Consider the following 12,357-nt stretch of genomic DNA (forward strand, 5'->3'; position numbering starts at 1 on the left):
TTTTGCAAAATTGCTGATTCGTTTAATTTGTTCTTTCGTTAACTATCGCTGTTTCACCGTTCGGAAGGTATCTGCTGGCAAGGGAACGGAAATGTTCAATTTGCTGCCTTACCCAGCTTTCGTCCTTTTGTAATTCCCGGGCCATGAGGGTGGCTACCTGCGGCGCCATTTCCGTCGAGGCAGCTGCATCCAGAAATAAGATGCGGAACCTTCTCGCCAGCACATCCTCTACGGTACGGGCCATTTCGTGCCTAACGGCCCAGACAACTTCCGCAGCGGTGTGATCGAAACGGATATGTAGTTTTTCGCTCAGCGCCGGATCTTCGTACGCCAATGCCTGGATGGCTTCCGCATCGCTGCCGTAAACGGCCCAGTGCCCTGGGGTGCCATGGGCGCTGTGCCCATGTATTTTGATGTCTCGGGTGCGGCACTGCTTTGTTTCCAATGCTGCGGTTTCAGCTGCCTTATCAACGGTATCTTCTGCCATTTTACGGTAGGTGGTCCATTTCCCGCCGGTGATGGTAATCAATCCTGAAGAGCTGATAATCAATTTATGATCGCGGGATATTTCCTTGGTCGATCCGTTTTCTTTGTTGGGTGCAGCAAGCGGCCGCAGCCCCGCAAAGATGCTGAGGATGTCTTTTTTCCGGGGTGGATTTGTCAGGTAAGCGGCGGCTGTTTTCAGAATGAAATCAATCTCGGTCTCCAGGGGGCGTGGCTCCAGGCTGTGTGATTCGATGGGGGTGTCCGTGGTGCCGAGCAGCAGGTGGTTGTGCCAGGGAACGCCAAAGAGTACCCGGCCATCACTCGTTTCCGGAATCATCAGGGCATCACGGCCGCCCAGAAAAGCGCGGTCTACCACCACGTGGGTTCCCTGGCTGGGCCTGACCAGCGGCCGGTGTTGATCGATATCCAGTTGCAGTATCTCGTCTACGAAAACTCCGGTGGCATTGATAACGGTTTTAGCCTGCAATTGGAACTCCTTGCCTGTTTCTTGATCGGTGAACCGTACACCATTCACTTTCCCGCTGCCGTCCTTGCATAGGGCCGTGACTTTACAGTAATTTAGTACCGAAGCCCCGTGCTGGGTTGCCGTTTGAGCCAGGTTGATGGCAAGCCGTGCATCGTCAAACTGACCGTCAAAATAACGTATGCCGCCTTTTAGATGTTCCGTCCGGATACCCGGGAGACTGGCATGGGTTTCCTTTTGGGATACAAATGTGGATTTACCAATGCGATACCGCCCAGCCAGCCAGTCGTAAATTTTCAGGCCAATCAGGTATTTCCATTTGGAAAAGACCGAGTAGCAGGGGATGATGAACGGTTGGGCATGGGCCAGGTGCGATGCATTCCGGAAAATAATCCCCCGTTCACGCAATGCATCGTATACCAGTTTGATATCACCCATCGCCAGGTAACGTACCCCACCGTGTACCAGCTTGGTACTTCGGCTCGATGTGCCTTTGGCAAAATCATGCTGCTCCAATAAAATGGTTTTATACCCTCTTGTCGCGGCATCCACGGCAACACCGAGGCCCGTTGCACCGCCGCCGATAACCACGAGATCCCATTGGACCTTAGTACTGGCGTGCTGAAGCGATGCGTTTCGATCTAATAGAGGAGTTTGCATGAGGCAATAAAATAATCGTGTGTGAAATGTAATAATTGCGATTACAAACCTAAAAATAATAAATATAAAATAAACCGAAATTTAAAAAAATAATAACGAAACTAAACGAAACATGTGTATCTTCGTGCACAAGCGGCTGAATCATGAATAATGTAGAGCGACATCAGTTCATAATCAATCATTTACAGCAGAAAGGATCCGTTAATGTATGGGAGCTTTGTAAACTGCTGGAAGTATCGTCTGTCACCATACGAAAGGATCTAAAGTTATTGGAAGGTCGGCAATTGCTCTTTCGTACACACGGAGGAGCTACGCTGAATAATCCGTATACGATAGACCGGACGGTTTTCGAGAAGGAGAAAATACAGGCCGCTGAGAAAACCGCGATTGCGCGGGAAGCGGCTTCGCTGATTATGGCCAATGATTCCATCATTATTGCCTCGGGCACAACCGTACAGGCGATGGCCAGAGAAATCCAGCCCGTGGGCAACCTTACGGTAGTGACGTCGGCGTTAAACGTGTCGGTTCAGTTGATTAAGCATCCCAATGTGGAGATTCTACAGTTGGGGGGAATTCTGCGCAAAAGTTCCACTTCTGTGGCAGGGTTGTATGCCGAAGGGATATTAAGCGATTTCTTTTGCAGCAAGCTTTTTCTGGGCGTAGACGGTATCGACCTGGAATTTGGGCTCACGACTACGAATGCACAGGAAGCGCACCTCAACCGGAAAATGATGGAGGTGTCGCAAAAGGTGATTGTGCTGGCAGACTCCACAAAATTCGGCAAGCGCGGGTTTGGCCGGATATGCGGGATTGACGAGGTAGATCACATCATCACGGATAATGGTGTGTCACCGCACACGGTCGCCGCATTGGAAAAACGGGGGGTAAAAGTTACGGTCGTTTCGTATACAGCCGGCCAAGGTTATACTGCAACGTAAATTGTTGCTGATTGTCTAGGGCACCCGGCGTGAAATGGAAACTCAGCGTAAACTTGCTTTCCAGTCCTTTATATTGCAGGGGTTTCCATCCCAGCTCCAGGCGGTTATAAAAATTCGCGGTATAAAACCGGTCGCCATAGGCAATATCCAGTCCTTCCCCTGCATATAACGTATTCGAAATAAATATTTTACGGTATTCCGCATATAGGTCTCCTATAAATCCTTTGGGCAGCCGCCAATTGTATAGGCCGCGTAGCCGGTCGTAGGCTACGACTCCACCGCCGCTTATATCCAATGAATCAAGGAAGACGAAAGGAGAGAGGTCCACACCAAGCTTCAGCGCCGTAGCCCCATTGTCGCGTACCGGCATTTCATTTACATCTGTATTGTTTTTACGGCCTGCGTCGTGCCACAACGTAATGTGATGGGCAAAATAACCGATACCGAAGTTCACCCGGCCTGAAATGCCGACCATAAACTGCTCCCGCTCAATCTCGGTTTGCCGGCTCGTCCAGTCAATCCACACCTGTTGATGGAAACGATTGCCCGCATATCGCCATAACATCCCCTCCACATTTGGCCGGTAGTAGCTTAATGTGTCGTTTAACAGTGCCCGTGGATAATCGTTAAGCAAATCCTTACGGGGAAACATACCGATGTAAAAATCGTGCCCCGCTTGCTTGTAATTATAGTAGATTGTCGGCGTTAGCTGTTCGGCCGTGGTACCCTTAGATCCGAATTCATGCAGGAAATTGGCTCCCGCATGCAGAAAGTGGATGCTATCTAAGGATAAGCTGACTTCAGGAGCAATACGGATTCCAAGAATGGATTGCGAATACCTGCCGGATTTGGCGTATTCACGGTTGTCGGCAAATCCGTGAAAATAGACATTCCAACCGAAATCCTGTGCGTACCCCCGGGCAGCGGTCAGCAAGATGAAAAAAACTAGAATAAAACGGCGGAGGGTACACATAATTAATTGGCTAAAATGGTTAAGGGTATTTTTTTGCTGTTCCTTGATCCGGTGAATGGAGTCGTCCGGATGGAAAAAACCAACCGGTAATCATCCGGGATTTCCGGCATGCGCAGGGTGGTCGAGATAGCCGCCGTTCCGCCGGGAGGAATACGCAGGTGGCGGTAGTCCCCGGGAATTTCCCTGAAATCTCCCAAATCGTAAATCTGCTGGGTAAAACCATATTCGATGAAACATTTCCACTTTCCTGCGTTCGAAAACGAGATGGTGTCTTGATAAGGGTTGTGAAGTTCCAGGTCTACGCGTTGCAGGGTGCCTGCGCCGACACGCTTTTCCATTCCCTTTACGCTGATGGCTACTTTCTGATACGTCCGTACCGAATCAATAGGGGTTAGGTATAGCCGCCCCCGGTTGGTTTCGATCGAATCCTGTTGAAGGGTCTCGTTGTGCCGCTTGAACGACGCAAAATAAGCCGGTTGGTTGCGCAGGCTGTCTTCGATGGGCCAGTAGTCGTACTGGGTTTTCCGATAGGTGCGTGCATTATAGGAAAAACCCTTTAGCGTTTGGTTGACGAAATTATAATTCGAAATATCCTGAAATCCGTTATCCATAATCAGCCTTTCGTCACCGATCGCCCCGTGGATCTGTTTTGCAAAGGTTTCTTTTCCCCAGAACTGTTTCAACCCTTTTATCTTGGACAGTCCCGGTACCGGAAAAATCAGGATCACCCGGGTCAGGACAATGAGGGCGATGTTAGCATAAAATAATCGTTTGAGCCAAAGAGGTAGCCTGGGCAGCTGCGCAAGGTATAAATAGGCCAGTATAAAGAACGGGATAAAGGCCAGCAACGTCCAGTGTGCTTCGATACGGCTTTTGAAAGAACTCAGGAAGAAAAACAGCAGAAATCCGAAACAGTTGAACTTCAATACCCGTAAAAAAACATCCGGTGTTTTTTGCCGGTATACGTAATAATATAAGAAAATACCGGTCAGCGGGCCGACAATAAGCAGCTGGCTGAGCAGGAAATCGGTGGTGAACGAAAACCGGTATGCCAGTGTTGTACGGTCAAACAGATGGTATTCGATGGATGGGTAGCCGTTGCTGACCTGCCAAATGATGTGGGGCAAAAAAAGAAGAACGGCTAAACCGGCTATAAGCCAGAAGCTGGGGCGCTTCAGCAGTTTCCAATAAGCCAATACCGTAAACGCAAATACGAGGATGGCGTGATATTTACTGTACAGCATACCCGCTGCAATCAAACCCAGAATCACGGCGTAGTCCATCCGGTCGTTATCCAGGTATTTACGCAGGTAAAAGAAAAAGAGTACGGTAAAAAAGAAAAGGGGTGTATCCGGTGTGGTGATGAAACTGTATACGTGCAGGATCAGCATGCTGCTGTATAGCAGGATAAACAGGGATAGATTGTTGGCATATGCTTTCGCGATTTTCCATAAAATGAAGATGGCCGCGACATTGGACAACACGCTGAATAACCTGACTCCCAGGGTACCGGGCATCAGCAGCGAACCCATCTTGATGAATAAGGCGACCATCGGCGGATGGTCGTAATACCCCCAATCCAAAAACCGGCTGAATACCCAATAATAGGTTTCATCGTAATGAAGTTCTGAAAAAGCAGACTGGATGAGGTTGACAATCAGCCAAATCAATAAGAAGTAGGAAAGGGTGCGTGTAGATCTAATCGGCATAAAAACGTGTATGCTACATTAAGCGGTAAACGTGTATAAATAATTCCCTAAAAAATTCCATATGGAAACAATGGCAATCGCAATCAGCTTAGACAGATAGAAATTAAACTTCATTTTTCCATGCAGGAGAAATAAGACCAGGTTATTGATCAGCAGTCCGACCAGGGCGAACCCAAGAAATTTGGAAAATTCAAAAAGCATACCCTGTTGTCCGTCTGTATGGAACGTCCAATATTTATTCAATAAGTAATTGCTTACCGTTGCTGTACAGAAACCCAACGAATTGGCCAGGTACTTATGAAAACGGAACTTTTCCTTGGACAGCCAGGTGACTCCGAAATCGACCACCACGCCGGAAAGACCAACAAGGCCAAACCGTAGAAATTTGGTGAAGAATTCCGGATCAATTACCATAGGTGAATTTTAGCTGGGTTCAAACTTAGATAAACTTGCATATAAAAGCAAGTTTATTCGCGGCACGCAGTCTTCATCGATGCATAAAAAAACGATGCTGAAGTATACATTCCAGCATCGCTTGTATTCCGGGCCCTGATGGGTTCTAAACTTCCAATAGCAACCGTGCGGGGTCTTCCAGCAGCTGCTTCACCCGTACGAGAAAGCTTACCGACTCGCGCCCATCAATGACGCGGTGGTCGTAAGACAGCGCAATGTACATCATGGGGCGGATCACAACCTGCCCGTTTTCGGCAACCGGACGCTCAATAATGTTGTGCATACCCAGGATGGCCGATTGGGGTGCGTTGATGATTGGCGTAGACATCATGGAACCGAAAACACCGCCGTTGGTGATGGTAAACGTCCCGCCCGTCATTTCCTCGATGGTCAGCTTATTGTCGCGGGCTTTGGTAGCCAGTTCAACCACCGCTTTTTCAATGGCATGGAGCGGCATTGAATCGGCATTCCGGATAACCGGAACGACCAATCCTTTGGGTGCAGATACCGCTATGGATACATCGGCAAAATCACTGTATACGATTTCATCGCCCTCGATGCGTGCATTAACGGCTGGCCATTCTTTCAGGGCTGTACATACCGCTTTGGTGAAGAACGACATAAAGCCAAGACCCACACCGTGTTTCTCCTTGAATATTTCCTTATATTTTGCCCGCAGATCCATGATGGGCTTCATGTTCACCTCGTTGAAGGTGGTAAGCATTGCGGTTTCATTTTTGACGGAAACCAACCGTTTGGAAATGGTCTTGCGCAGCGATGACATTTTTTCCCGGCGTTCGTTGCGCGCTCCGCTGGCGGCCTTGGGCGTTTCGGCAGCCGGTTTCGCGGCTTCAGCGGGTTTTGCTGCAGGTACCTCGGCTTTCTCCGCATCTTCCTTGGTAATGCGTCCGTCCTTGCCCGTACCTTTTAGGGTAGCGGGGTCAATATCTTTTTCCCGGAGAATCTTAGCGGCAGCGGGAGAAGCCGTTCCCGTTGCATAGGTTGTACCGTTTCCGGAAGTTTCTTTTACGTCGGGTTTGGCGTCAGATTTCGGGGTTTCCGTAGTTTCCTGCGGTGCTTCTTTCTTGCTTCCCTGCTCTCCGTTTCCTGCCGGGGCACTTCCTTCCTCAATGGTGGCTACCAGTGCACCGATTTCGAGGGTATCACCTTCCTGGGCAATGATCCGCAGGATACCGGCTTTTTCGGCTGGCAATTCGAAGGTTGCTTTGTCCGATTCAAGTTCGGCAATGTTTTCGTCCATTTCCACGTAGTCACCATCCTGTTTCAGCCACTGGGATAAGGTCACTTCTGAAATGGACTCACCTACGGTCGGTACTTTTATTTCAACGCTCATATATGATTGTATTTAGCTACGCTGTCAATCCGCTTTAGCGGCAACTTTTACATTGGATTTTACATTTTCCCTAACCTCTGCGCCGGCTTTGTCTTCGAACGCCCTGCCCACTACGGCCAGCTGCTGAGAAATATGTTGTTTCGCATATCCTGTAGCGGTGCTGCTGCTTTCCTTCCGGGATACGACATCCAGCACAATATTCCGGTTTCTGAACTTACGGCAGATGTAGGGCCAGGCACCCATGTTCTCCGGTTCTTCCTGTACCCACAGGAACTCCGTAGCATTTTTGTATTTATACCGAACCGCACGCAGTTTGTCCATCGGGGTGGGGTATAGCTGTTCCACCCGCACAATAGCCACATCTTTGCGGTTATCCGCCTGCTGTTTTTCCAGCAGATCGTAGTAAATCTTGCCGGAACAGAACAGCACACGCTTCACGTCGGCCGACTTCACATAGCTGTCGTCAATGACTTCCTGGAATTGTGACCGGGTACCAAATTCTGAAAGCGGACTGACCACCTTCGGGTGCCGGAGCAGGCTTTTCGGTGTGAACACGATCAACGGTTTACGGAAATCGCGTTTGAGTTGCCGGCGTAACACGTGGAAGAAGTTGGCAGGGGTCGTGCAATTGACAATCTGCATGTTGTTTTCCGCACACAATTCTAAAAAGCGCTCAATACGCGCCGATGAGTGCTCGGGGCCCTGTCCTTCCAGCCCATGTGGCAGCAGCATGACCAAGGCATTGGAGCGTCTCCATTTGGTCTCCGCACTGGAAATATATTGGTCCACAATAATCTGCGCACCGTTATAAAAATCACCAAATTGGGCTTCCCAAATGGTTAGCGACTGCGGGTTTGCCAGCGCATAGCCATATTCGAATCCCAGTACCCCGTATTCGGAAAGGTGGGAATTGTAGATATTGAACCGCTCACCTCCGCTGATTTGCTGCAGGGGGATGTACTCCTCTTCGGAATCTTCCAGCGTGAGAACCGCGTGCCGGTGGGAGAAGGTACCCCGTTCCACATCCTGTCCGCTGATCCGCACCCGCATGCCCTCATTCAACAGCGTCGCGTAGGCCATCAGCTCGCCCATAGCCCAGTCGAACGTTTTGGTTTCGACCATTTTGGCGCGCTCGTCAAACAGGCGTGAAATTTTACGGAAGAATTTCTTGTCTTTGGGTAGTGTTGTGATTTCCTTGGCGAGCGTTAAAAATGTTTTCTCTGCAACACCTGTTTTGGCAGGCACGAAAATGTCTTCGTATTTCGCCTTGCGAAGGCCTTTCCATGCGCCGGAATACATGGGATTGTCCTGTGTCAGGTTTTCTTCTTCTTTCGAATCGTCCAGCCGCTCCTGCAGGAGCTTCCGGAAGTCCTTTTCCATCTCCTTCGCCAGGTTTGCATCTACACTGCCTTGCTCCAGCAGTTTCTGATTGTAGATTTCACGCGGATTGGGATGCTTCTCGATGGCTTTATACAGCAACGGTTGCGTAAACTTCGGTTCATCTGCTTCGTTATGGCCATATCTGCGATAGCACAGCAGGTCGATGAATACGTCCGTATGGTATTTCTGCCGGTATTCCACCGCCAGATTGATTGCATAAACCAGTGCTTCCACATCGTCTCCATTCACGTGGAATACAGGCGATAAGGTTACTTTAGCGATATCGGTGCAGTAGGTAGACGACCGTCCGTCTTTGAAGTTGGTCGTAAAGCCCACCTGATTATTTACGACAATATGGATGGTACCGCCGGTACGGAACCCTTCCAGTTTAGACATCTGAATAACTTCGTAAACAATACCCTGCGCAGCAACTGCTGCATCGCCATGTATGAGTATGGGAGCAATTTTGGTGGCATCACCACCGTATTTCATGTCAATTTTCGACCGGACGATCCCTTCGACCACCGGATCAACCGTCTCCAGGTGGGAGGGGTTGGGCACGAGGCTCAAATGTACGCTTTCCCCATTGTTGGTCGTGATATCCGTGGAATAGCCCAGGTGATACTTAACGTCGCCCCCGAAGTCCTGTTCGGCATCTTCGGCATAGGTTTTTCCCTCAAACTCGGAGAAAACACTTTCGTAGGATTTACCTAGTATATTGGTCAGTACATTCAGGCGGCCCCGGTGGGCCATACCCAGTACAAATTCCTGGATGCCTAATTCGGTTCCTTTTTCGATGACCGAATCCAGCGCCGGGATGAGGCTCTCCGCTCCTTCGAGCGAGAAGCGCTTTTGACCCAGAAATTTGGTGCCCAGGAAGTTTTCAAATACCACCGCCTCATTCAGCTTCCGCAGGATCCGCTTTTTTGTCTCCAGCGGAAAGTTCGGTGTATTGCGTTCGCCTTCCATGCGGTCCTGCAACCACTTGATTTTTTCGGGGCTGCGGATATATTTGAATTCGGCACCGATGGAGCGACAGTATGTATCTTCAATCAGCTGACGTATATCGCGCAAGGTGGCAGGTCCCAGTCCGACTTCAACACCGGCATTGAACACGGTGTCCATATCAGCCTCACTCAGGCCGAAAGTCTCCAATTCTTTGCCGGGGTAATATTTCCTGCGCTGGCGTACCGGATTGGTCTCCGTGAACAGATGCCCGCGATCGCGGTAGCCGTTGATCATATTCAAGACATTGATTTCCTTCAGCACGTGGTCAGGCGTAGCCCGAGCCTCGGGTGCTGCAGCCGAACCATTCTGACCGAAATCAAAACCCTCGAAAAATTTTTGCCAGCCGAAATCAATAGAATTGGGGTCTTCTTTATATGCTTTGTATAACGAGTCGATGTAGGTCGAATCTGCGTTACTCAGATAAGAAAGCTTGTCCATTTAGTTGTTTATGCAATAATGCGCCAAAGTTATAATTATTAAATCGTTTACCATAGCAATAACCCACAAATTTATGGCCAATTTTCATCCTTATCCCAGTTCCACCGCTTCTTTCGGGTAGAACTGTGCGGTCAATTTTTTTAGGTCCGCCGGCTTGTTGTCTTTGATGCTGCTACCCACGCCAGCCAGATGCGCCCAACTGCCGTAATTATTGGCGGGACCGTAGTCAATGAGCTTTTCTTCGAACCAGGCTGCACCTTTCAGCCAATTGACTTTCAGCTCATGGATCAGGTACGAGGCAACGATGACCCGTTGGTAATGCGGGATGTATCCCGTTTCATTGAGTTGCTGGACGGCCCGATCCACAATCGGGTTACCCGTATTTGCGCGTTTCCACAGGTCAAAGAGCCTATCCTCATCGGGGGCAATCTCCGGGGGGGTACCCGTTAAACCTCCCAACTGGAAAAAACGGTTGCCGTGCTTTTTGAACATGAATCGATAATAATCCCGCCACAGCAATTTCAATATGATCTGTTCACCGCGCTTCTTGTCCAAAACCGTGTTTTCTGCTTCCTTGGTGGCATGGTAGAAGGTGTTTGGGGATAACGCACCCACGGCGATATAGGGAGAAAGCTCGGTATATTCTTCCGGAGTGTGATCGTATAGAAACGCATGCATCTGGTCTAACGCTATCGCTTCTCCTCCCGGGAATTTCAGGTTGGAAACCTGGGCGATTTCGCTTTTATCAAAACCGAGTTCCATTAATTCAGGAGCCTTACCGCTATCCATTCCTTCCGGTACACGAATGGTATCGGGCGTGCCCAACTGAGGGCGTATGGAGCTTTCCCGTTCTGTTTTTTTCTTGAAAACGGCAAAGGCATCGGGAATGTCGCGGATCGGAAAGGGAAGATCTTCTTTGTGGTATAATGTATGGCCGATAAAATGCCTGAGGTTAATCTGCATCTTCCAAAGCGCTTCTTCAACAAGCCCGGAAATATAGGTCTCCTCATAAGCCACTTCCCGGTGATGGTAGACTTCATCTACCTGGTATTTTTCCGCAATTTGAGGAAGCAGTTCCTCCGGGTGGCCATAGTCAATAATCAGGTCGCCACCCAGTTGCCGGAGGGTTTGCTGTAATGCCAGCACATTTTCCCGTAGGAAGGCGGCACGCAATACCCCGGTCTTCCGGGTGCCATACTTTGTGTGGGTAAAATGCCGGGGGTCGAAACAGTATACCGGGACAATCCGTTGGCTGCGCTCGACGGCACGAAGCAGAATTTCATTGTCGTGAATACGCAAATCATTCCTGAACCAAACCAAGATCGTCCTATCGTCCATACTTACTAAGGGATTAAATTCTACAAATATAAGCTTATTTGTCGTAGCAACCCTTGTTTATTGCCGATAAACTGGAATATTGACAATAAAACCACAATTGTCTGCAATTTATCAGCGGGCAATGTTGGTAAGCTAACCATTTTTTTTAAGTTTGCAAAATAACATTCATCGGAAACATAATTCATTTTCGATTGTATAACTATTAAATTAGTAGTAACCAAGCCGCCTTCTTAAAGTGGTATTATTGGAGTATGGAAGTCCTGATAACCGGCCTTAATAATTATTTAGCAAGAAACATTGCTGTGTGTCTTGCTGAAGAAGATTATCAAGTAACCTGCCTGTTAAGGAATCGTAAGTTTTTCTATAAGCATGTGCCAAAGAAGTATGGCATCAATATCGTAGAAGGCGACCTGTTCCGTGGTACATTTCCCCCCGGCCTGAGCAAGGAAGTACGCGCTGCTTTCTATTTTAACCAGTCGCCCATTAACGAAATCGATATCCGCCTGGAGATGGATCTCATCGCCTTGCAGAAATACGTGCGGTTACTGAAGTCAACGGCCTGTGAGCATTTGATTTATGTGACCAAACTGTCTGATGACAATATAGACCGGGTTAAATCCCTTCTGAACAAGAGCGGAATGGCTTATACGATCATGCGGATCAGTAACATCGTCGGCAAAGGTTCTGCGCTGATGAACATCTTTTCAAATCTGGCCAAGCAACGTTGGATTGTCTTGCCCAAGGAATTTGTAACCAGCCGTTGCCAGCCGATCCTCCTATTGGACGTATGCGCGTACCTGAGTAAAATCATTCTGAATACAGATACCTACGGAAAAGTATTCGACGTCGGAGGGCCGGAAGTGATGACCTATAAAGAAGCTTTTGAACGTTACCTGGACATCGCTAAATTGAAGAAGCGTGTATTGGCGTTGCCCGGGCTCGGCAAACCTATTTCTGTTTTCATGGGAAGATATCTTTATAAATTTGAGCAGGATGTTGCCGCCGCATTCACGGCATATATGCGTAAAGATTTGGTAGCTGTAAACGATGGATTAAATGCCTATTATCCGGGAATTAAATTGGCCCCCTTCCACGTTTCCTTGCGGTACGCATTGGGGCTGCCTTAAATTGAGGGC

Annotated in this window: 9 protein-coding genes; 2 read left to right on the forward strand and 7 right to left on the reverse strand. The window is 48.8% G+C overall.

From position 1 onward, the window contains the following. Positions 1 to 22 precede the first annotated feature (22 nt). Positions 23 to 1,630, reverse strand: coding sequence for a glycerol-3-phosphate dehydrogenase/oxidase (locus IEX60_RS05920; RefSeq protein WP_188748440.1), 1,608 nt, complete (start codon positions 1,628 to 1,630; stop codon positions 23 to 25). Positions 1,631 to 1,773: 143 nt separating this feature from the next. Between IEX60_RS05920 and IEX60_RS05925 the strand changes: the two genes are divergently transcribed. Beyond that, the gene (locus IEX60_RS05925; RefSeq protein WP_188748442.1) at positions 1,774 to 2,568 is read left to right on the forward strand and encodes a DeoR/GlpR family DNA-binding transcription regulator; all 795 of its coding nucleotides are present in this window, start codon (positions 1,774 to 1,776) and stop codon (positions 2,566 to 2,568) included. Here IEX60_RS05925 and IEX60_RS05930 read toward each other — a convergent pair. From IEX60_RS05930 to IEX60_RS05955, 6 genes are all read right to left on the reverse strand, one after another. Next, on the reverse strand, positions 2,522 to 3,541 hold the full coding sequence (locus IEX60_RS05930) for a lipid A deacylase (protein ID WP_188748444.1): 1,020 nt from the start codon (positions 3,539 to 3,541) through the stop codon (positions 2,522 to 2,524). The genes IEX60_RS05925 and IEX60_RS05930 overlap by 47 nt on opposite strands. A gap of 2 nt (positions 3,542 to 3,543) precedes the next feature. Next, complete coding sequence (locus tag IEX60_RS05935; protein WP_188748446.1) at positions 3,544 to 5,250, reverse strand: ArnT family glycosyltransferase; 1,707 nt, start codon at positions 5,248 to 5,250, stop codon at positions 3,544 to 3,546. Positions 5,251 to 5,268: 18 nt separating this feature from the next. After that, positions 5,269 to 5,664 carry a GtrA family protein gene (locus IEX60_RS05940; protein ID WP_188748448.1) on the reverse strand — a complete coding sequence of 132 codons (396 nt, stop codon included), beginning with the start codon at positions 5,662 to 5,664 and terminating at the stop codon, positions 5,269 to 5,271. A gap of 145 nt (positions 5,665 to 5,809) precedes the next feature. Further along, positions 5,810 to 7,057 carry a 2-oxoglutarate dehydrogenase complex dihydrolipoyllysine-residue succinyltransferase gene (gene odhB, locus IEX60_RS05945; protein WP_188748450.1) on the reverse strand — a complete coding sequence of 416 codons (1,248 nt, stop codon included), beginning with the start codon at positions 7,055 to 7,057 and terminating at the stop codon, positions 5,810 to 5,812. A gap of 24 nt (positions 7,058 to 7,081) precedes the next feature. Then, on the reverse strand, positions 7,082 to 9,883 hold the full coding sequence (locus tag IEX60_RS05950) for a 2-oxoglutarate dehydrogenase E1 component (RefSeq protein ID WP_188748452.1): 2,802 nt from the start codon (positions 9,881 to 9,883) through the stop codon (positions 7,082 to 7,084). A gap of 90 nt (positions 9,884 to 9,973) precedes the next feature. Then, positions 9,974 to 11,221, reverse strand: a complete 1,248-nt coding sequence (locus IEX60_RS05955) for a DASH family cryptochrome (RefSeq protein ID WP_188748454.1) — start codon at positions 11,219 to 11,221, stop codon at positions 9,974 to 9,976. A 251-nt stretch (positions 11,222 to 11,472) separates the two neighbouring features. On the opposite strand from IEX60_RS05955, the gene IEX60_RS05960 reads away from it, so the two are divergent. Further along, positions 11,473 to 12,348: a Rossmann-fold NAD(P)-binding domain-containing protein gene (locus tag IEX60_RS05960; protein WP_188748456.1), complete on the forward strand. Its 876-nt coding sequence runs from the start codon at positions 11,473 to 11,475 to the stop codon at positions 12,346 to 12,348. The last annotated feature ends 9 nt before the right edge of the window (positions 12,349 to 12,357 follow it).

Origin of the sequence: Parapedobacter defluvii (assembly GCF_014642075.1) — a bacterium.
Taxonomy (GTDB): domain Bacteria; phylum Bacteroidota; class Bacteroidia; order Sphingobacteriales; family Sphingobacteriaceae; genus Parapedobacter; species Parapedobacter defluvii.